The following is a 20,352-nucleotide window of genomic DNA, read 5'->3' on the forward strand; positions in this document are numbered from 1 at the left end:
GGGGCCAGGTCAACCCCTCCCAGGCAGGCGGGCCAGGACGCACCTTCTACCCTTGTCGGCATCAGGTCGGCTATCGGGTTGGCCAAGGCTAGCGTCCACAGCGGATGGTCGCGGTTTATTTTGATCCTAGATTCCGATCCGCGCTGAGATGACGGGTTTGCGGCACAATCCAATGACCGGCACCAGCTGGATGAGATCGAGGTGGGACAATGGCGGATAAACAGGTCATCGGTGGACTGAAATGGGTCAAACACGAAATCCGGGCAACCCTCCAGCCCGTCCGCGAGCTCGCCTGCGGCGAAGCGAAGCCGGAGAACCAGTTGGGGACTGTGCTCAAAGCGCTCGAACAGGTCCAAGGCGTGCTCTTGGCCTTAAATCTGTACACCCCGGCACGCCTGGTCGAAGAGATCCAGCATCTGGTCGAGCGTCTCGGCGAGAGCGGGTCTGAGCCCCAGGATCAGACCCTGGCGGTCATCGGTCAGGCCCTTGACCAACTCAACAATCATCTCGATCGCCTGGACGCCGGTTTCGAAGAGCCGCCCTTATCGCTATGGTCGATCATCAATGCCCTGCGCACGGCGCGCGATCAGCTCCCCCTGACCCACTCCGAGCTCCTGAGCTTCGCCCTGCTCGATCGCACCGAGGACTCGCAATGGATCCCCGAGGAACTGGACATCCTCGCTGAGGTAATCCGGCAGGTCCGCCCGCAGTTCCACCGCCATCTCGTCGAATGGTATCGCGGCGATACCCAGGGTCTTGCCCATCTCGAAAGTCTCTTTCACCAGCTCAAGGATTATCTAAGGGAGGGATTGCTGGCCGATCTGTTTGCGCTCGCCGAGCGCTTTGCCCAGCTCCAGGGCATGGGCCAGATCGAGATCACGGCACAGACCCGCACCCTGATGGGCCATCTGGACTGGATATTCAAACCCCTCACCCAGCACCCACCGGTTTGGCCCGAGATCGATGCCAGGGCACTGATCAACAAGCTCCTCGAATACCTGGACAGCGCGGGGGTCGAGGAAGCGGCGCTCGCAAAAATTCGGCTGCGCTATGCCCCAACGCCGCCGGCAGCCCAGGCAGCAGCCATCCAGGGCAGCCTGGGTGATGATCCCGCCTTGGTCCAGCTCGCATCAGCATGTATCGCTGAACTAGACGAGATCAAAGGGATCTTTGATGGATTTGCAACTGCCAAACAGATCGATCGTGAGGCGATCCGGACATTCAGCGACCGGTTGCGCCGGCTCGCCGCGCGCTTGGACGATGTCGAGATCGGCCATCTGCCAGCCCGTTTGCGGGCCCTGGCCGAGCAATTCCAGGCGCTCGATCTCAATAGCCTTACCGAGGGCCCCGAACGGCTCGAATCCTATGCGATGGAGCTCCTGGGGATCGAATCGGTCTTGCTCGCCCTGGCCAGCCAGCGCGAGTTTGCAACCGCCAACGTCATCGCCCCTGATCTTGATCTCACCGACCTGACCGCCGCCGCCCTGCGCGAGGCGAGCTATGAACTCTTGCGGGTCAAGGAGGCCGTCGAGGAATGGCAACGCACACCCCAGGCAGTCGAGCGCCTGAGCGAGGTGCCCCGGCATCTCGCCAATGTCGCCGGCGCCTTGCGTATCCTGAGCGAAAACCCCGCCGCCGAGCTTGCCGAGCTCGTCGGCAGCCTGGTCCAGGCCGCCTATCTCCAGCGCCAGTTTCCACCCACGGCCAATCAGTTCGAGCCTCTCGCCGAGGCCATCGCCGGACTTGAGCTCTATATCGGCCATCTCCAAGAGCCCATGCCGCTCGGCGAGACCCTGATCGACCGCGCTAGGCGCGCCATCTCGGCGCTTCAGACCGAGATCGGTCCCTTAACTGAGGGCACCGCCAGCGAGAGTGCGACACCCCAACCGACGGCTTCACCCGAGCTGGTCTTGCCGCCGCTCGAGCTCGTGGAGGACGAGGGACCGGGGGCCGAGTTGACACCGCTCGAGCCCAAACCCGCGCAAGAAGCGCAGGAAGAAGAATCCGACGAAGGCGAGACCGGCTTCATCGAGATTTTTCGCGAGGAAGCAGGCGAGGAGATCGCCAAGGCCAGGGACTATCTGGCGCGCTTGCAGGCCAACCCCACGGATACCGAGGCGCGGGATGAACTGCGCCGCTGTTTCCACACCCTCAAGGGCAGCGGACGGCTGGTAGGGGCGCTTCAGGTTGGCGACTTTGCCCAGGCGATGGAGTTCTTGCTCAACCGCCTGATCGAACTCCAACTGCCCCCTTCCCCCGAGGTCCTGGACTGTCTCGTCGAGGCGGTGCGCGTCCTACCCGCTCTGGTCGAGGCCGACACCAGCGGGCAAACGTTTGCCACCGAGCCCTACATCGACCGCGCGACCCAGTTGCGTGCAACGGCCGGACAGCCGGCGAGTCCCATCCTGGAAGAGAAAGCGAGCGGTGCGCTATCGATCAGGGCCGAGGAGGTACTCATCGCGCCGGAGACCGAGGCGACGCCAGAGATGTCTCCGCCGGTCGAGGTGCCTGTCCAGATCCCTGTTACTGATCGAGAGGGCCTCTTTGCCGCCGATGCTGAGCTGTTGGCGATCTTTCGCACTGAGGCTGAGGGGCATTTGGACGTCTTGCGGCTGTTCGTCGCGGGCGGGATGTCGGCGCTCCCCGGCGGCAGCGAGGCCCTGATCCGGGCGCTGCATACCCTCACCGGCAGCGCGCGGATGTCGGGTGTCGAATCCATTGCCCGTGTGACCCGGGCCCTAGAGGAACAGGTCAGGGCGGCAATCGCCCAGGGTCTGGCACTGAGCCAGCCGCTTCTCGACTGTTTCGGTCCCGCCGTTGCTGCCATCGAGCAGCGGCTAGCGGAGCTCCCTGAAACAGGCGCAGGCGCAGACGCCCTGGCCGAGGTCTTGGCCAAGATCACTGCCCATCCCCCCCTATCTCAGGTGCCCGCCCCCTCCAGCGCAACCATACCCACCCCCGAGCTGGAGCCAGCCGCCGAGCTGTCTCTCCCCGCTCTTGCTGAAGAAGAGATGGTATCTGAAGGCGATGCGAGCTCCCCCACCGAGCTGCTCGTCGAGGAGAGCCTGCCTGAACTGGCCATTGAGTTTGAAACGCCGGCACTTGTCACCCCGATCGAGGCGGCCCCAGAGACGATCCCAGGTCCTGCCCCTCAGGTAGCACAGATACCACAGCCCGAGATCGAGCCTGCCCCCGAGATGCCTACGCCAGTCGAGACGGCTGCGCCCGAGGGCGAGGTGCTGCCGGTCTCCACGGGCGAACCCAAGGCCATACCCGAGACCGCGCCCCCTGCCGCCCCAAGCGCGGTCCAGGCACCAGAACCCCTACCTCAAGCCGCCCCCCCCGCGCCGCCGGTCAGCGAATCCCAACCCGATCCCGAGCTAGTCGGGGTCTTCTTGGAGGAAGCGCGCGACCTCTTGGACAAACTCGACCAGCAATTCCGCGGCTGGCTGCTCAACCCAAAGGAGCGCACCGCCCTGGCGGGGATCAATCGCCTGCTCCACACCCTCAAGGGTGGGGCACGGCTGGCGGGCTTGATGATGATCGGCAATCTGGCGCATGCCCTGGAGACACGCCTGAAGGCGATCGACGTAGACCCCGCCAATCTCAACGACCTCACCTTGGAAACCGCCCAGCGCGCGGTCGATATGCTGGCGCTCCAGGTCGATGCCGTCGAACAAGGGTCAGCGATCCCCCAGGTCGCCGAGCTGATCGCCGAACTGTCAGGTGCACCGGTGCAGGCGCCGGTCAGCACAGCCCCGTCGGCCCTCCAGACCATGGGTGCGCCGGATACAGCCACGCCGGCCCAGACCCGGCCCCTCCCCGAGACGGCACCTGGACGCGAGGCCGGCGCACCCGTCGAGGCCGTCCCGCAGATCCGGGTGCGCGCCGATCTACTCAACCGCCTGGTCAACCAGGCCGGCGAGGTCAGCATCTATCGCAGCCGTTTGAGCCAGCGCAACAGCCAACTGGGCTTTAGCCTCTTCGAGCTCGATCAGACCGTGATCCGGCTGCGCGAGCAGCTGCGCCAGCTCGAGATCGAGACCCAGGTCCAGATCCGTTACCGGATCGAACGCGACCGCGAGAACGCCGAACCGAGCCTAACCGCCGCTGACTATGACCAACAGTTCGACCCGCTCGAGTTCGACCGTTTCTCCCGCCTGCAAGAGCTCTCGGGTTTCCTCGCCGAGACCATCAACGACCTGGTCAGCGTCAAAGAGATCCTGGGGACCTATCAGCGCGAGATCACCGACCTGCTGAATCAACAGGCCCGCCTAGCCGATGACCTCCAGGATGGATTATTGCGCACCCGCATGGTGCCCTTCGTCCAGGTCGTTCCCCGCTTACAGCGCCTTGTCCGCCAGACCGCTGATACCCTCGGCAAATCAGCGCGCTTAGAGATCTTCGGCCCTGAGGTCGAGCTAGACCGCACCATCCTCGACCGCTTGGTCGCACCGCTCGAACACCTGTTGCGCAACGCCGTAGACCACGGCATCGAGGACACCAAGACGCGGGTAACGCGCGGCAAGCCGGTCACCGGCCTGGTGACCCTGGCGCTCAGGCGCGAAGGCAATGATGTCGTGATCAGCTTGAGCGACGACGGGCGCGGCCTGGATCTTGAGGCTATCCGCCAACAGGCGATCCGCCGCGGTCTGATGACCCCCGACTCCAAGCTCCCCGATGAGGCCATCCTGCAATTTATCATGGAGCCTGGCTTTACTACCTCGGGCAAGGTCACCCAGATCTCGGGGCGTGGGGTGGGCCTCGATGTCGTCGCCTCCGAGATCAAGGCGGCCAATGGCACCTTGCAGATCGAATCCATCCCCGGCAAGGGGGCACGTTTCACCATCCGCCTGCCCTTGACCCTCGCCCTGATCGATGCCTTTTTGGTCACGGTCGGCGAGACCGTCTATGCCGTTCCCCATAGCACGGTCGAAAGCGTCGGACGGATCAACCGCGATGAGCTCCTGGCCATCTATGCCGAGCCGACCAAGACCTATACCGTGCGTGGCCAGCATTACCGGATAGCCTATCTGGGCCAGGCGCTGGAACCCGGCTCAGCCGATCCCGATCTGGGTGAGCGGCGCTGGCTACCCCTCCTGCTGGCGCGGATCGGCGACCAGTGCGTCGCCCTTCAAGCCGATAGCATGCTCGAAAGCCAGCGCATTCTGGTCAAGCCCTTAGGCCCCCAATTGGCCGGCGTGCGCTGGCTCTCCGGCGGGACCATCCTACCCGATGGACGGGTGGCGCTGATCCTCGATGCCCTGGCCTTAGTCCGCTCGGGCGCCATCCGCGAGCAAACGCCGGTACGCAATGTCCCCGAGCCGACCGCCGCCAAGATCTGCGTCCTGGTGGTGGACGACTCGCTCACCGTGCGCCGGGTCACCAGCCGGCTCCTCAAACGGCAGAACATGGAGGTCATAACCGCGAAAGACGGGGTCGAGGCCCTGACCCTGCTCGATGAACGCCTGCCGGATGTCGTACTGCTCGACGTCGAGATGCCGCGCATGGACGGCTATGAATTGACCCGCCATATCCGCCGCTCGGAGCGACTCAAACAGCTGCCGATCATCATGATCACCTCGCGCACTGGCACCAAGCATCGCGAATACGCCGCCCAGCTCGGGGTCGATCGCTATCTCGGCAAGCCCTATCAGGAGGCAGAGCTATTGGCTGAGATCGAGGCGGCGGTTAAGGGCAGGCATTGAACAAGCGGGCACTCTCCTGCACAGCGCCCGCAGATCACTGCAACCAAGTCGCCATCGGCCAGAGACCTCATTCCGGTCTGCCCAACGAAACTGTCGAAAAACCCTTTTTGCCGGGGGTGGAGTGGTTTTTGGCCGCCTGCGGAGCCCCGTTTCAGGGCGGAAACAGGGCCTGCAAGAGATATTCTTTCCCCCTTTGAGGCTACTTCAGCCCACCAAAAAACGCAGATTTTACCGATATTGTGCACCAGTGCGTACAATCTCCATTGTACATCCACTTTGGCTTTCGAGCGCAGCGTGAATCGGTTCATGTGTTTGTGAACGCAAATGTTCGCAAAGACCGGCTCGACCATCGCTAACCGGCGGGCGTAAATCTTTTTGCCCTCTGGACTGTCAATTTTGGCTTTCATCTCGTCGAGCAGATTGGGCGGCTGCGTGGTCGAAACGGAGAGATAGCGGCGGGAAGCGGAGGGCTTGCTCAGGCAGCGTTCGCGCAGCGGACAGGCGGCGCAGTCTTGGGGGCGGGCGTGGTAGACGTCGTAGATGCGATAGCGGTTGCGCCGGTTTCGTCGTTGTTGTAGCGCTGGTCGAAGACCGAAAGGTCCATGTGCTTTTCGACCACTTCGTGAATGGTGTGCTCCAGGCTGCCGGGGAGGATCTGGTTTTCGAGGGAGATGGGCAGCATGACCATCTGGTCGTAGTTGCAGGGTTTGAATTTTGGCATGGGGTCACCTCTGCCAGAGTAAACCCCAATCGTTTAAGGTGGATTCGCCCTTTTTTCGACAGTTTCAACGGTTTGCGCATCACCTGCGGCGAGCCGAGCGCAGCGAGGCGAAGCCGTCAGGTGGATGCGCATGTTAGCCATGCCCGTATTATCCATTGCCAAAATAATCCGAATCAATGCGCTTGAACTGATAATTTGTAACAGGAGTAACGCCCACATCGTAATCTATCATTAACTCGGCCAAACGTTTACCATCAATCAACACAATTTTAGCATCAATACTTGAAACGTAATTAACAGCATCCGCCGAAAACGAAGACGTTGTAATGAAAATCCCTTTTTTAGCTCGTTTCCCCATGAGCGCGCCGACGAACTTCTGTATCTCTGGTCTCCCAACAACATTATCCCATTTCTTGGCTTGTATGTAGATGGTGTCAAGCCCTAACCTGTCTTCATGAATAATTCCGTCAATTCCTTCGTCGCCCACTTGGCCAACTGCCCTTGCCGCATCACGGCGAGAACCACCATATCCCATCTTGACAAGGAGTTCAACAACAAGACGTTCAAAAAAAGAGGGCGTACTCTGCTTTACCATTCCCAACAATTCCTGAGCCAAACCATCTCGTATCTCTTCGCATGCATCCTCAAGAATTTCTTCTGGTGTTCTCTTGCTGACCTCTGTGGTGGTTTCTCTGGGTTTGCGTCGTCCGCTTTCGCGTTCTCGAAATTCAATATATTCGGGGAATTGCTCAAGAAATTTCATATCAATCCGAGACGGATTGCGTGCGAGTACCTATCTGCCGCGCTCTGTTATCCTGTAATATGAGCGACGTGACATCTCAAGAAATCCTGCTTTGGTTAAATACGTTCTCGCCCAGCCAACTCGATTGTAGAAGATCGTTTGTTTACCGCTTGGCAAGAGTTTATTCAGTTCTTTTTCAGTAAGAGAGAACTTTTCAGCAAGAATATCCAATAGTTCCTGAGTGGAATGCTCCTGACCGTCGCTAAAGCATTGCAACAGCGGAAGCATAATTGTCTGGAAGTCGGGAATGGACATATTATCCTCAACAGTTGCTCGGGCTGGCTAACGGTTGGTTTCAGCGGCAGCGGCGGGTCGGGCAAGACACCTTTGCCTAAAAACTACTCGGCTGGCTCGCGGCGCGTATCCGAAACGGCATAGCCGTCGCACAGCATTCCCGAAGGGCGCTGAACGCACGCGCCCACAACCGGCCCCGCAGTCAGGCTGCTTAGATCATAAGGGCGCATTCAGCAGGTCATTGGCTTCGTCTCGCAGGGCATACGCCACGCATAATCTCAGCGTAGATTCCGCCTGGATGTCTTCCCGCGACAATGGCGCAGGCATCACATGCAAGATGATGAGGTTCAAGATGCTTGATTGCTGAACCGTCTTGGTCTTTTCTTGACAAGAAACACATGCTTTTGAAATTGAGTGAGCTGTCCAGATGTCGTGGGCATGGAAAGACGAGACATGAGATTGCTGTCGTTTGCGGCGCGCGAAGAGCGGCGGCGTCAGGTGGTGAGTTTGCGCCGGCGGGCAAGACGTCCGAGATTCGCGTCACGCACCGTCGCGAAGGCCTGTCGGTGATCTCGACGCTGACCAACCGCGGCAAGGTGCCTTGGAAGGCGTTCGCGGGGGCGATGAACGCCGACATCCTGATCGACTTCATGAAGCGGCTGGTCAAGGACGCCAGGGGCAAGAAGATCTTCCTCATCCTCGACAACCTGCGCGTGCATCACACCAAGCCGGTCAAGGCGTGGCTGGCTGCATGCGCCAATCAAATCGAGGCCTCCTCCCTCCCCCCCTACAGCCCGGCACTGAACCCCAACGAGATGCTCAAGGCCACCATCACCGCGCAGGCGCCCTCCCGCGCCAAGGGCGATCTCAAGAAGGCGACCGTCAGCCACCTGCGCCGCCTTCTCAATTCCCCCCAACGCATCATGCGCTACTTCCAGCATCCCAAGCTCCATGATGCCGCGTAATACAAGTTCATTGGTTTCGGATCAATAAAATCAAGACTTGCCCCAGCGAAGACGAAAGATAGGCATACAGCTAACCTACAGATATATCTTTGGCCTGGACCCTAATGGCAAGATAAAGAGGTTTATTTGATTGGGTTATTATTCAAGCACCCAGATCACCCCACAGCGCCTGGATCACAGCGATCGCGGCCAAGGGGGCGGTCTCGACGCGCAAGATCCGCGGCCCTAGGCGCACCTCGCTAAACCCATAGCGTCTTGCCAGCTCGCGCTCGGCGGGATCAACCCCCCCCTCTGGTCCGATCAACAGGGTCAGCTCGCCTGCCGGGGCCGGCATCGCGGTCAGCGCTCGTTCGCCTTGGGGATCAAGCAACCAACCGCCTGATCCCTGTTGGGACAGCCAGACATCGAGCTCGGCCACCGGCTCCAAGACCGGCACGCGACACCGGCCCGATTGCTCGCAAGCGGCGATGATCACCCCCTGCCAGTGCTCCAGGCGTTTTTCCAACCGACTGCCGGCAAGCTGCACCTGGACGCGCCGGGTCACGAGCGGTCTGATCCGCGTCACCCCCAGCTCCACCGCCTTTTGGATCGCCAAATCCATCCGCTCGCCGCGCGCGATACCGAGGGCCAGCTGGATGGCAAGCGGCGGCAAGGGCTCGGGCCCGCTGCAGCCCTCGATGCGCACCTGCGCCGCGCCGCGCCCGGCTTCGAGCAGGCGCGCCGGATACTCATTACCATCGCCGTTGAACAGGATCAGCGGATCGCCGCGCTGCAAGCGCAACACCTGAGCTGCATGCCGCGCCTGCGCCTCGGGCAGCGGGATCAACGCCCCCGGCGATAGAGGAGCGGCACAATATAGCCGCGGGATACGCATCGTGCGCTGTTATTGGGCAAGACGCACCGCGCCCAGGGCAAGCACCAGCCAGCCGATAATCAGCATTACCCCACCGATCGGCGTGATCCAGCCCAGTTGGCGCAGACCGGTAAGCGCCATGACAAACAGGCTGCCGGAAAACAGGCAGACACCCAGGCACAGCAACCAGGCCGCCCCATGCACCAGGGGCGACTTAGGTTGATAGAGCAGGATCAGACCGCAGGCTAGGATCGCCAGGGTATGCAGGCCAAGATAGTCGGCCGCGGTCTGCCAATTGGCCAAGAGCGCCGGATCGATACGCCCTTTCAGCCCATGCGCGCCAAAGGCCCCGAGCGCAACCGTCAGCGCCCCTCCAAGGGCGCCCAACATCATCCACAGTCCAGAGGGGGTCATCGCGATGCCCGATGTTTGCCAACTTCGGCGCATTGTGATTAGCGGCTCGGCCGGTGTCCAGGGTATCTTTGGCAGGGCACTCGCATGAAAGTTAGGTGAGGCCGAGGAGTTCGGCGTGATCATCGTCCTGATCGTGGCTGGAGACTCGAGCATAGGCAATGGTACGGCGTGCCCATCCGCCGGGGCACGAAAGAGATCAGAGCGCAGGCGTGAAAGGTCATAACGCCGTCGCCCGCCTGTCGTGCGCTCACCTGGGATGATCCTGCCCTCGCGCTCCTAGCGCCGTAATGTCTGTGGCGCTACACCCAGGAACCGCGCCGCCTCTTGAATGCCGACTAGCTTGCGAAAGACTAGCTTGCGAGACATGCTTATCGCATGTGCTAGCGAGCAGGCATGCGCAAGTATTAGGTGAACAGTTCAAGCCCCGGTCGCTGGTTATCCTTAATCACGTCGAGCTACGGCTTGCAGAGCGGTTTGTCGTTGGCCAATAGTTGAGGCCGTTGCCTGATCCGGATAATTCCTATGACCCGCTGGCGGTGTGTCTTAAGCAGCAGGGTGAAACCATCGGCTATGTGTCGCGCGCTGCCAATGCCGAAATCGCCTCCCGGCTCGATGCGGGCGAGCCGCTCGCTGCATATCTCCCAGGCTTGCACCCCAATGCCGAGCCCTGGCAATAGGTGGTGTTCGCGGTCACTGCGCCGCCGATCGGGGAGAAGCCGACAGACAGCAGGGCCGGGATGAGTGGCGCTGGGGAGAAGCGCTGAGCGCCGGTAATGCCCTGGTCCTTGTCCAAGAAAGGTAAAGCGTGATAGCTTTATGTGCTTCAATAGCATCCCAGTCCTTGAGAAGGATTCCTGCCATGTCTAGGGTCTGCCAGGTGACCGGCAAGCGTCCGATGGTCGGTCACAATGTCTCGCATGCCAACAACAAGACCAAGCGCCGGTTTTTGCCGAATCTGCATGAAAAGCGCTTTTGGGTCGCGTCCGAAAACCGCTGGGTCCGGCTGCGTGTCAGCACCCGCGCCATGCGCACCATCGATAAAAAGGGTATCGATGCCGTGCTGGCCGACCTGCGCGCCCAGGGTATGAAGATCTGAACCGGAGGACCACGCAATGGCCAAGCCCGCACGCGAAAAGATCCGTTTGAACTCCACCGCTGGCACAGGTCATTTCTATACCACGACCAAAAACAAGCGCAATCAGCCCGGCAAGCTGGAGATCAAAAAGTTTGATCCGGTGATCCGCCAGCATGTCCTGTACAAGGAAGGCAAGATCAAATAGCCGCTTTGAGATCTCAAGAAACGCACCGCTGGTCATTCTGGCGAACCCCACTTCCATCATTCCGGCCTGGTTCGGACCTCAAGCGGAGGCAGCGGTATATGGCCGGTGCTGCGGCATAAGCCAGTTCCTTGACATCTCTCTGCCTGAAGGTTAAGGCTTGTCGCGCGCTGGGTCATTCCGGCAAAGCCGGAACGTAATCCATCTTGCCCCCTTTTGAACACCGGCCCCTGCTCGCAAGCGAGGCACCGGCGGAGTTTCTGGTGTATCTGGTGTTTAAATCGCCGCTTGGCTCTCGCCGATTGCCTCACCTCTAACCTGCTGGCTCAAGGGACACAAGGCCATTGCATCAGGGGCGACAGCGCGGCGGCGCCTCAGGATCAGGCCCCAGAGGTCGTCCCTGGGGATCGATAAGCTGCTGGGTACTGTAATCGGCATACGCCAGGGCGCCGATGGTAGGCGGTCCCTGATCCCCAGCAGATTCAGGTGTGGCACGCCCGCCTCCTTGTTGCAACAGGTCGATCAATGCCTGGGCTGAATTGATACCTGTCTCAAAGACCCGCCCCTTATCGGTCGCACATTTGAAGATCGCATAGCCGTCCCCGCCGCGCACCAGGAAGCTGTTGGTCACCACCCGCACCTGCTCCTGGCGGCGCAGGGGGCGCCATTGGCCAGTATGGCGGTCGTATAGCTCAAGTGCGCCCAAACGTCGGCCCAGCGGTTGACTGAGATCCAGCCGTCAGCGCAGATGAGCGGCATAGGGATAGGCGCCGCCCCCGCCTTGGTCATCGAGGATACCGGCGATCGCCTCCTCTAGCGTCGCCTGCAGCTCAGCACCGCTCAGCTTCAGGACCACCAAGGTATCGGGGAAGGGGAGGAGGCGATAGAGGGTCGCGCGGCTGATGGGGCCGGCAGGCAGATCGGATCTGACCCCGCCGACATTGAGGATGGCGACATCGGCCTCGGGAAGCTGCGCCAAATAGGCAGCAGCGACCAGTTGTTGGACATCGCCGCCGTATGGCTGGGTTGAACGCCGGTTGCACAGGGCGCTGGCCCCTTGACCGGGGACCAGTTCACGGGGCACAGATCTTGTGCCGCGACCCCCAGGTGCTCTTGCTCAAGCTGCGCGACCTGGGTGCGATAGGGTGCAAGCGCCTGTTTGAATTCGGGATCAGGCTGGATGAAGGCAACCCCAGGGAGCGCAGCGATGAGCGCGCGTGCGTTCTGCTGCACCGCCTCGCTGAGTCCCTGCCCGTTTTGCAAGAGCCGCTCACCGAGCACCAGATGCGTCTGGCCCGTGCAAGCGATCACCTGACCCTCTTGATTGAATGAGACATGGAGCTCGCCTACGGCCTTAGCATATTCCCAGGCCTGGACGATACAGACCTTGTGCCCGGATCTGTCGCTTGCGATCGTGGGATAAGGGCCTGCTGGCTCGAGCCCGAGGCGTCGAAAATCCTCGCCAAGCAGGGTATGCGAATCGCCGCTGACGATGACATCTGCCCCCTCGAGTCCGGCGGCAAGTTTGAGGTCCCATCGATAGCCCTGATGGGTGAGCAGGACGATCTTGTCGATCCCCTGCGCCTTGAGGGCATCGATGCGCGCCTGGGCAACGGTGAGCTCATTCTGGAAGACGGTCGTCGGCAAGGGGTGCGAGCTGCGCTGAGTCTTGTCGGCGGCGATGAGCCTGATCACCCCGATGCGCTCCTCGCCGGCCTTGAGGATCGCCTCCTGCTGGATGAGGCGCATGCCCGGACGCGGATAGAGAAGGGTGGCCAAGGCAGGCGCGACATTGGCCGCGAGCACCGCCGTGTGACAACGAGCAGGATCCTGATTGAGGCGCTGGATGAAACGCGCAAGGCTCGAGTCCCCGCGATCGAACTCATGGTTGCCGAGCGCCAATGCATCGAGACAGATGTGTCTCATGGCCTCCGCATCTGTCTCACCCTGAAAGAGGCGGTCGTAAGGCGTGCCGATGAGGGCATCCCCCGCGTGCAAGACCAGGGACTGCGGATAGCGCGTGCGCAGGCTGCGGATCAAGGCGGCGACCCGATCCATCTCCCCGCTTTCAATGGTGACCGAGCCCAGCTCGGGGAGATGGAGCTTAAGCCCTAGATCGGGATCGAGATGGGCGTGATGGTCGTTGAGATAGATGAGGGTCAGCGGGAAAGTATCAGGCCCAGCAGCACCCGCCCCAACGGTCCAGCCAGCGGTCAGGGACAACCAGAGCAACGCCGCCTTCAACCCGACTCGCGGACAGATCTTCGGGCGACACCCAAACAAACCGCGCCGATGCGATTTTGGCATGGGTATGCCCCCTTGGAAGATGCGCATGGACGTCGAGGCGGTCTCGAAAAGAAAAGACTGCCATAACGGCGAACAGGGGTGATCCAAAGATACGATCATACCAAGAGACACTCAGACCCTGGGGCATATCTGCTCTCAAGTAAAGTGCGCAAACAGGCGCACTGTGCTCTTCCTGCCCCGAATGCGGAGCGCATTCGTCTCTGACAGGCGTGACTTTCCCGACTACGGCAGAGACCCTCTCTGCTGTAGCTCCGCCGTTACCGGACGGACTCGCCACGGGTAGGGCAGTTGCGGTTGCCAGCCGTTTGAGATTGAGCGCGGCATTCTTGATAAGAAACACATGCTTTTGAAATTGAGTGAGCTGTCCAGATGTCGTGAGCATGGTAAAGACGAGACATGAGATTGCTGTCGTTTGCGGCGCGCGAAGAGCGGCGGCGTAGCTGGACGTATGAAGCGATAGGCGCGCAGAGGGGATTGTTGGGCGCAGGGGTGTTCGACATCTGCAAAGGCTATGGGCGCGAAGGGGCCCAAGGGCTCAAGGACGAGAAGCGGGCGCTCTTATGCGCCGGCGATCAAGACGTCCGAGATTCGCGTCACGCACCGTCGCGAAGGCCTGTCGGTGATCTCGACGCTGACCAACCGCGGCAAGGTGCCTTGGAAGGCGTTCGCGGGGGCGATGAACGCCGACATCCTGATCGACTTCATGAAGCGGCTCGTCAAGGACGCCAGGGGCAAGAAGATCTTCCTCATCCTCGACAACCTGCGCGTGCATCACACCAAGTCGGTCAAGGCGTGGCTGGCTGCATGCGCCAATCAAATCGAGGCCTCCTCCCTCCCCTCCTACAGCCCAGCACTGAACCCCAACGAGATGCTCAAGGCCACCATCACCGCGCAGGCGCCCTCCCGCGCCAAGGGCGATCTGAAGAAGGCGACCGTCAGCCACCTGCGCCGCCTTCTCAATTCCCCCCAACGCGTCATGCGCTACTTCCAGCATCCCAAGCTCCATGATGCCGCGTAATACAAGTTCATTGGTTTCGGATCAATAAGAAAGGGGGTGAGTCATGAGTGATCATGATTGAATCTGATTAGCTCATGAATCTAGCGAAATTGTTTGGCGTTCGACAGAACACCAACGAGTAAGCCATGCAACTGACCCACAAAATCGCCCTTTGTCCGACGCCTGAGCAGGCGGTTTACTTCACCTGCGCCTGCGGCACGGGGCGGTGTGTCTGGAATTGGGCGCTTGCCGAGTGGAAATGGCAAGACTCTTGGTGCGACCGTTTCGCGTACTGCGGATCGCAGGTTCGTCGCCATTCAGATTGAAGTGGTCGATGCTGTGTTCTATCGCAGGCGCATGAAACGACTGGTGTTGACCTGGGCGTTGAGGCGGCGGCCAGGCTTTCCAATGGCGAGTCTGTTGAATCTCCTCTGCGCTTCGTTGTCTCAGGATTCGAGGCAGACGCCTTTCTTGCAAGGTTGAGGCGGCCAAGGTCGGGGCTGGGTTTGCGCCAAGTGCCAGACTGCCAAAAGGCACAAGGCTTCCGATCTTGAAGAATCGAAGGAAATCCTCTGCGATGTTGGCAAGGCTGCACGCACGCATTGCCAATGTCCGAGCGGACTTCACACATAAGCTCACGACCCAGCTCTGCCGCGAAAACCAAGGGGTGGTGATTGAGGATTTGAACGTCAAGGGCATGCTGGCGAACGAACGGCTTGCCCGCGCCATCAGCGACCTGGGCTTTGGCATGTTCTGCTTGCAGATGGAATACAAGGGGAAATGCTACGGCGTCTGGTTGGTTTTAGCTGATCGCTGGGATCCGAGCAGCCGCCTGTGTTCGGTCTGTGGTTGGGAGAATGAGATGTTGGCGTTGAAGGATCGGGAATGGACGTGTCCTCAATGCGGCACGCGCCATGATCGGGACGTTATTGATCCGAAGCCACTGAACTTGTATTACGCGGCATCATGGAGCTTGGGATGCTGGAAGTAGCGCATGACGCGTTGGGGGGAATTGAGAAGGCGGCGCAGGTGGCTGACGGTCGCCTTCTTCAGATCGCCCTTGGTGCGGGAGGGCGCCTGCGCGGTGATGGTGGCCTTGAGCATCTCGTTGGGGTTCAGTGCTGGGCTGTAGGGGGGGAGGGAGGAGGCCTCGATTTGATTGGCGCATGCAGCCAGCCACGCCTTGACCGGCTTGGTGTGATGCACGTGCAGGTTGTCGAGGATGAGGAAGATCTTCTTGCCCCTGGCGTCCTTGACGAGCCGCTTCATGAAGTCGATCAGGATGTCGGCGTTCATCGCCCCCGCGAACGCCTTCCAAGGCACCTTGCCGCGGTTGGTCAGCGTCGAGATCACCGACAGGCCTTCGCGACGGTGCGTGACGCGAATCTCGGGCGTCTTGCCCGCCAACAGCGCCCGCTTCTCACCCACCTTGCGCCCACCCCCCTTGCCCTTGGGCCCCTTCGCGCCCATAGCCTTTGCAGATGTCGAACACCCCTGCGCCCAACAATCCCCTCTGCGCGCCTATCGCTTTATACGTCCAGCCACGCCGCCGCAAACTCACCACCTGACGCCGCCGCTCTTCGCGCGCCGCAAACGACAGCAATCTCATGTCTCGTCTTTTTCAAAAGCATGTGTTTCTTATCAATAAAGCTCAGGCCGCCGCCGATTTCCTCAACGAACTCAACATTCGACAAGCCTTTCGCCACATCAAACTCTTCCAACACCTTGCGCTGGTCGGCGAGGTCTGGCTTCTGCGCAGCACTGGATACGCGACAGTAGGCATCAATCCGCATTGGCTCTGATACCTTACTGCGCAAGCCAATCAACTCGCGGATTTGTGCCTCGCGACTGTTCGCGCCACCAGGATCAAACCCCCTTCGCGCTCCCAGCGTTGCAAGGTCTTGACCAAGACGCCAAGCCGCTTCGCCGCCTTGCCTGTGCCCATCATCGCGCTTTCCATGTGGAAAATTATCCACTATCACGCACAGCTTGTAATACTAGGGTTGGCTCCCGCGATGAAGGGGATCGGACAGGCCCCTACATCGCCCCACCTGCCGTCTGGATCTGGGAGAGCTGCTGGGCGGTCTCGAGCAAGAGACGCCGCTGCTCGCGGCGGGCGAGCTCCAATTTGCCCAACTGGGCGGCCTTGGCCTTGCCGGTGTCGCTTTGTTTAAGCGCCTCGATAGCGCGAAGCTCCTTGTCGATCCGTTCGGCCTCGCTCTGGGCATCCAGAAGTTGGCTCTTGGCCTGGCGGTCGAGCTCAGCAGCGTTCAGGTCAGCTGGCGCTGCCGAGGTCGGCTGGGTCTTGGGCGCTGGTGTGTGCTGGGGCTTTGGCTCTGGCATCGGCGCTGACTGCGGCTTGGGTTCGGTAGGCTGTTTGGGAGCAGAAGACGGTGCCGGTCGCGCCGGGGCCGCAGCAGCCCCCCCCGCCCGAGCCCGCTGCAACTGGGCGCGCAAGTTAGCAGCAAGCTGGTTGCGCACCGCAAGCTCGCGCTGAAAGGCCTCGCGCTCGGCCTTGAGCTTGGATTCAAAGATCAAGGGATCATCGGCGATCCCCGAGGCGTGCCGATACAGATCAAGCGCCTTGCCCTTATCCTTAGAGACACCAAGACCACGCTCATACAACGACCCTAGATAGATCTGGGCCGGCACATGTCCTTGGTCGGCGGCGCGCCGATACCACTCAGCAGCCTGACTATAATCCGGTGCCGGTAGCCCCAGGCCCTTTTCATAGATCTCGCCCACATAGGTCTGGACCACCGGATCGCCGGCCCGAGCCTTGGGCAAAAGGGTTGCAAGCGCGGTCTTGTAATCCGAGCGATCGAACAACACAAACTCACCGCCGCGAATGGCGCAGTCGCTCTTGGTCGATTTGACGAGACGTCGGGGACTTAAATAGGTGAGCTGTTGCCCCAACTGACGTACCTGACCAGGCAATAGACAATCGACCAGGATCAGGTCATCAAGCCCTCGACCTGGGGCCAGCGGCGCCATACCCAATTCCGCCCCTGATTCAGTCCCCGAGGCGCAGGCCCCAACCAAAACGACCACCAGCGCCACAATTGATCCTTGTAAGCTGCGCCTTAATTCGCTCATGCCCACCCTCTCCTAAAAGATTCGGTATGATGACTAGGTAGAGTTTAGCCCAAATCCGCTCAGCCTGCGCCCGCATGATGATGCCTGCTTTAGAGATAAAGACTGCTACAGGGAGAACCGACCGACTATGCGCATGAACCTACCTGTCACGAATGTGGAACATGTCTTAAAGGACGAGCAACTACTCGTCTCTAAGACCGATCTTAAAGGCCGAATCACCGCATTTAACCGCGATTTCGTCGAGATTAGCGGCTTCTCTGAAAAGGAGCTGTTAGGCGCACCACACAACATCATCCGCCACCCTGACATGCCGTCCGTGGTCTTCAAAGACCTCTGGAACACCATCCAGGCCGGCAAACCCTGGACAGGGATCGTCAAGAATCGCTGCAAGAACGGTGATTTCTACTGGGTCGAGGCCAATGTCTCGCCGCTGCGCGAGAAGGGTCAGGCCATCGGCTATATCTCGGTCCGACGCAAGCCGACACCTGAGCAAATCGCCGAGGCTGAGGCCCTATATGCCCGGCTGCGTGCCGGCAAGCCGGCCAAGGGCCTGGCTGCGCACCTGTCCCAGGCCATCCGAGACATCCCGATCCGTTGGGGCCTCTTGTTTAGCCTGGTCTTGATCTCGGGCTGTTTTATGCTCGGCCTAATCTTCAGCCTATTGAGCCTCAACCAAACCACCCAGCAGCTTAGATATATCAATGAACACACCCAAGTGCTGGAAAATGCCTATCGCGCGATGCTCGATGCGGGGTTGCAGATGACTGCAACCATGCGCTACCTATTGCTCAAGCCAGACGACAAACAGGCGCGCGACAATATCTTTAGGTCGCGCGAGAAGTTTTCTGCCAACCTCAAGACCCTGCAGACACGGATCACCACCGATGTCGCTGCCCTCCGCGCCCTAGAACTCATCGACCAATCCTATCGCGAACACCTCGCCAGCCAGGAACGCATCCTCGCCCGCCTCGATGCCGGCGATCTAACCGAGGCCCAGCGGATCTATGAAACCGAGGAAAACCCCATCTGGCGGCGCTATAAGGGGCTCATGGAGCCGTCGCTCAGTCGCTTGCAACAACAACTGACCGCCGAGCGCAACCAGACCATCACCGCCGCTAAGCTGGCGAGCGAGGAGGCGGCCGGCCTTGCCGTGCTCGCGCTCATCATCGCGGCCCTGCTGGGTCTGTGGTTGAAGGGCAAGATCATCGGCCCCTTGCATGCAGCGGTTTGCCATTTAGAGGCGATCGCCAACGGCGACTATACCACCCGCATCGAGATTAAATCGAAAGACGAGTTTGGCACGATGCTCTTGGCGGTCAAATCGGTCCAGGCGCGTTTAGATTTTGATATCCAAGAGGCCCGACAAATAGCACAAGAAAACCTGCGTATCCGCATTGGGCTTGACAACGTCACCCTTCCTGTCACCGTCTCAGATGATCGCAATCGATTGATCTATATGAACAAGGCCTGCCAGAAGCTCTGGCAGTCACTCACCCCTGAGATCCGCCGGCGCCTGCCTGACTTTGATCCCGCGCACCTCATCGGCACCAGTCTGGCCCAATATTTCGAGAACTTCGGGAACACAGAAGTCGCCGCCGCCTATCGCGAGTTTATAACCGAGACCCGGAATTTCGACATGCTCTTTGCGGGACTTCATCTGCGCCTGACCGTCACCCCCGTGTTGGATGCCAATAGTTATGCCGGTCGGGTGACCCAGTGGCGCGACCGCACTGCTGAGGTCATCGCCGAACGCGAGATCGCCGAACTCATCCAGTCCGCAGCCAATGGCGATTTTACGCGGCGCATCGAACTCAAAGGCAAGGAAGGCTTTTTCTTGCAGCTTGGCGAGGGGCTCAATCGCCTCGTCGAGATCGTCGCCCGCGGGTTGTCGGATATTGCAAGCGTGCTCAACGCCATCGCCTCGGGCGACCTCAACCGCACCATCGAGGCCGAATACAGCGGGACCTTCGGCCAGGTCAAGGACGATACCAATACCACCGTCGCTCGTCTGCGCGAGGTGGTCGGGCAGATCCTCGAGGCGACCGATGCCATCTCCACCGCCGCTGCCGAGATCGCCTCGGGTAACGCCGACCTGTCCACCCGCACCGAGGAGCAGGCCGCAAGCCTGGAAGAGACCGCCAGCACCATGGAGGAGCTTAATGCCACGGTCAAACAAAATGCCCAAAACGCCGCCCAGGCCAATCAATTGGCGCAAGAGGCCAATACTATCGCCAGCCGCGGCGGCGAGATGGTCGAGCGGGTGGTTCTCACCATGGGTGAGATTCAGGAGGCGAGCCGGCGGATTGCAGATATCATTGGGGTGATCGACTCGATTGCCTTCCAGACCAATATCCTGGCGCTCAATGCCGCGGTCGAGGCCGCGCGCGCTGGTGAACAAGGGCGTGGGTTTGCCGTGGTTGCCGCTGAGGTCCGTAATCTTGCCCAGCGCAGCGCCCAGGCCGCCAAAGAGATCAAGGCGCTCATCACAGATTCGGTCACCAAGGTCGAAGGCGGGGCGCAACTAGCGATCCAGGCCGGCGAGACCATGACCAATATCCTCGACGGCTTCCGCCAGGTCGCGAACCTGGTCGATGAGATCGCCACCGCCTCCCGCGAGCAAAGCCACGGCATCGAACAGGTAACCCAGGCGATCGCCCAGATGGATGAGGCTACCCAGCAGAACGCAGCCCTGGTCGAAGAGGCCGCCGCCGCAGCCGAGAGCCTCGAGGATCAAACCCAGACCCTGGTCCAGGCGGTATCAGTCTTTAGGCTCAAGGGAGCCAGCGCCGGTCACCCTAAACCCGCTGCGCCTGCGCGAGCGCCGGTCAAGGCCCAGCTGGGGGCGCAATGCAAATTCCCTGCCAAGCAAGCAGGCACCGCCCTGGCGCCGCAGGGCAAGGGATCACGCCCAGTGGCCGCATCCACCGATGACCATTGGGAGGAGTTTTAAGGAAGGTACCCCCCCTCTCTGAAGGGGT

20 protein-coding genes and 2 pseudogenes are annotated in these 20,352 nt (G+C 60.6%); 10 read left to right on the forward strand and 12 right to left on the reverse strand.

What is annotated here, in order from left to right; all coding sequences use genetic code 11:
- The first annotated feature begins 209 nt into the window (after positions 1-209).
- Positions 210-5,708, forward strand: coding sequence for a hybrid sensor histidine kinase/response regulator (locus GWK36_RS13100; RefSeq protein WP_166271743.1), 5,499 nt, complete (start codon positions 210-212; stop codon positions 5,706-5,708).
- Here GWK36_RS13100 and GWK36_RS16165 read toward each other — a convergent pair.
- The 4 genes from GWK36_RS16165 to GWK36_RS15565 form a co-directional block, all read right to left on the reverse strand.
- Positions 5,654-6,250: a transposase gene (locus GWK36_RS16165; protein ID WP_425482802.1), complete on the reverse strand. Its 597-nt coding sequence runs from the start codon at positions 6,248-6,250 to the stop codon at positions 5,654-5,656. The genes GWK36_RS13100 and GWK36_RS16165 overlap by 55 nt on opposite strands.
- Positions 6,184-6,429: a hypothetical protein gene (locus GWK36_RS15560; protein ID WP_246237572.1), complete on the reverse strand. Its 246-nt coding sequence runs from the start codon at positions 6,427-6,429 to the stop codon at positions 6,184-6,186. Before GWK36_RS15560 ends, GWK36_RS16165 begins: the two co-directional genes overlap by 67 nt.
- A 148-nt stretch (positions 6,430-6,577) precedes the next feature.
- Positions 6,578-7,192 (reverse strand): restriction endonuclease, encoded by a 615-nt coding sequence (locus GWK36_RS13110; protein WP_246237573.1) that lies wholly within the window; start codon positions 7,190-7,192, stop codon positions 6,578-6,580.
- Positions 7,193-7,222: 30 nt separating this feature from the next.
- Positions 7,223-7,486, reverse strand: coding sequence for a winged helix-turn-helix domain-containing protein (locus GWK36_RS15565; protein WP_246237574.1), 264 nt, complete (start codon positions 7,484-7,486; stop codon positions 7,223-7,225).
- Positions 7,487-7,863: 377 nt separating this feature from the next.
- Here GWK36_RS15565 and GWK36_RS13115 point away from each other — a divergent pair, with 377 nt between their 5' ends.
- Complete coding sequence (locus GWK36_RS13115) at positions 7,864-8,430, forward strand: transposase (protein ID WP_166271745.1); 567 nt, start codon at positions 7,864-7,866, stop codon at positions 8,428-8,430.
- 142 nt (positions 8,431-8,572) lie between these two features.
- On the opposite strand, the gene GWK36_RS13120 is transcribed toward GWK36_RS13115, so the two are convergent.
- Positions 8,573-9,304 (reverse strand): 16S rRNA (uracil(1498)-N(3))-methyltransferase, encoded by a 732-nt coding sequence (locus GWK36_RS13120; protein WP_166271747.1) that lies wholly within the window; start codon positions 9,302-9,304, stop codon positions 8,573-8,575.
- 9 nt (positions 9,305-9,313) lie between these two features.
- Complete coding sequence (locus GWK36_RS13125) at positions 9,314-9,697, reverse strand: DUF423 domain-containing protein (protein WP_166271749.1); 384 nt, start codon at positions 9,695-9,697, stop codon at positions 9,314-9,316.
- A 500-nt stretch (positions 9,698-10,197) separates the two neighbouring features.
- Here GWK36_RS13125 and GWK36_RS13130 point away from each other — a divergent pair, with 500 nt between their 5' ends.
- The 3 genes from GWK36_RS13130 to rpmG all read left to right on the forward strand — a co-directional run bounded on the left by GWK36_RS13130 (position 10,198) and on the right by rpmG (position 10,977).
- Positions 10,198-10,374, forward strand: a complete 177-nt coding sequence (locus GWK36_RS13130; RefSeq protein WP_166271751.1) for a hypothetical protein — start codon at positions 10,198-10,200, stop codon at positions 10,372-10,374.
- 182 nt (positions 10,375-10,556) lie between these two features.
- Entirely contained in the window at positions 10,557-10,793 is a 237-nt protein-coding gene (gene rpmB, locus GWK36_RS13135; protein WP_166271753.1) for a 50S ribosomal protein L28, read from the forward strand.
- Between the two features lie 16 nt (positions 10,794-10,809).
- Positions 10,810-10,977, forward strand: a complete 168-nt coding sequence (rpmG, locus tag GWK36_RS13140) for a 50S ribosomal protein L33 (RefSeq protein ID WP_166271755.1) — start codon at positions 10,810-10,812, stop codon at positions 10,975-10,977.
- Between the two features lie 346 nt (positions 10,978-11,323).
- Here rpmG and GWK36_RS13145 read toward each other — a convergent pair whose 3' ends face one another.
- The 3 genes and pseudogenes from GWK36_RS13145 to GWK36_RS15575 all read right to left on the reverse strand — a co-directional run.
- Positions 11,324-11,680 carry a hypothetical protein gene (locus GWK36_RS13145; RefSeq protein WP_166271757.1) on the reverse strand — a complete coding sequence of 119 codons (357 nt, stop codon included), beginning with the start codon at positions 11,678-11,680 and terminating at the stop codon, positions 11,324-11,326.
- 33 nt (positions 11,681-11,713) lie between these two features.
- Positions 11,714-12,058, reverse strand: a complete 345-nt coding sequence (locus GWK36_RS15570; RefSeq protein WP_246237575.1) for a 5'-nucleotidase C-terminal domain-containing protein — start codon at positions 12,056-12,058, stop codon at positions 11,714-11,716.
- A 446-nt stretch (positions 12,059-12,504) separates the two neighbouring features.
- Positions 12,505-13,380, reverse strand: a pseudogene (locus GWK36_RS15575) (metallophosphoesterase); the annotation flags it as partial.
- Between the two features lie 412 nt (positions 13,381-13,792).
- Here GWK36_RS15575 and GWK36_RS13155 point away from each other — a divergent pair.
- The 3 genes from GWK36_RS13155 to GWK36_RS13165 all read left to right on the forward strand — a co-directional run bounded on the left by GWK36_RS13155 (position 13,793) and on the right by GWK36_RS13165 (position 15,269).
- The gene (locus tag GWK36_RS13155) at positions 13,793-14,299 is read left to right on the forward strand and encodes a transposase (protein WP_166271761.1); all 507 of its coding nucleotides are present in this window, start codon (positions 13,793-13,795) and stop codon (positions 14,297-14,299) included.
- 125 nt (positions 14,300-14,424) lie between these two features.
- The gene (locus GWK36_RS16170) at positions 14,425-14,604 is read left to right on the forward strand and encodes a helix-turn-helix domain-containing protein (protein ID WP_210756783.1); all 180 of its coding nucleotides are present in this window, start codon (positions 14,425-14,427) and stop codon (positions 14,602-14,604) included.
- Positions 14,605-14,855: 251 nt separating this feature from the next.
- Complete coding sequence (locus tag GWK36_RS13165) at positions 14,856-15,269, forward strand: RNA-guided endonuclease InsQ/TnpB family protein (protein WP_166271763.1); 414 nt, start codon at positions 14,856-14,858, stop codon at positions 15,267-15,269.
- Here the strand turns inward: GWK36_RS13165 and GWK36_RS13170 are convergent.
- Positions 15,233-15,887: pseudogene (locus GWK36_RS13170) on the reverse strand (transposase). The gene GWK36_RS13165 and the pseudogene GWK36_RS13170 sit on opposite strands and share 37 nt — an antisense overlap.
- Between GWK36_RS13170 and GWK36_RS16175 the strand changes: the two are divergent.
- Positions 15,886-16,080: a hypothetical protein gene (locus GWK36_RS16175; protein ID WP_210756784.1), complete on the forward strand. Its 195-nt coding sequence runs from the start codon at positions 15,886-15,888 to the stop codon at positions 16,078-16,080. The pseudogene GWK36_RS13170 and the gene GWK36_RS16175 sit on opposite strands and share 2 nt — an antisense overlap.
- Before the next feature lie 20 nt (positions 16,081-16,100).
- On the opposite strand, the gene GWK36_RS16180 is transcribed toward GWK36_RS16175, so the two are convergent.
- Together GWK36_RS16180 and GWK36_RS13180 are read right to left on the reverse strand one after the other, a co-directional pair.
- Entirely contained in the window at positions 16,101-16,238 is a 138-nt protein-coding gene (locus GWK36_RS16180; protein ID WP_166270144.1) for a MerR family DNA-binding transcriptional regulator, read from the reverse strand.
- 77 nt (positions 16,239-16,315) lie between these two features.
- A complete protein-coding gene (locus GWK36_RS13180; protein ID WP_166271765.1) occupies positions 16,316-17,374 on the reverse strand; it encodes a tetratricopeptide repeat protein in 1,059 nt (352 codons plus the stop codon).
- Positions 17,375-17,507: 133 nt separating this feature from the next.
- Here GWK36_RS13180 and GWK36_RS15730 point away from each other — a divergent pair, with 133 nt between their 5' ends.
- The gene (locus tag GWK36_RS15730; protein WP_425482760.1) at positions 17,508-20,324 is read left to right on the forward strand and encodes a methyl-accepting chemotaxis protein; all 2,817 of its coding nucleotides are present in this window, start codon (positions 17,508-17,510) and stop codon (positions 20,322-20,324) included.
- Positions 20,325-20,352: the final 28 nt, after the last annotated feature.

The sequence above is a fragment of the Caldichromatium japonicum genome, assembly GCF_011290485.1.
In the GTDB taxonomy this organism is placed as follows: domain Bacteria; phylum Pseudomonadota; class Gammaproteobacteria; order Chromatiales; family Chromatiaceae; genus Thermochromatium; species Thermochromatium japonicum.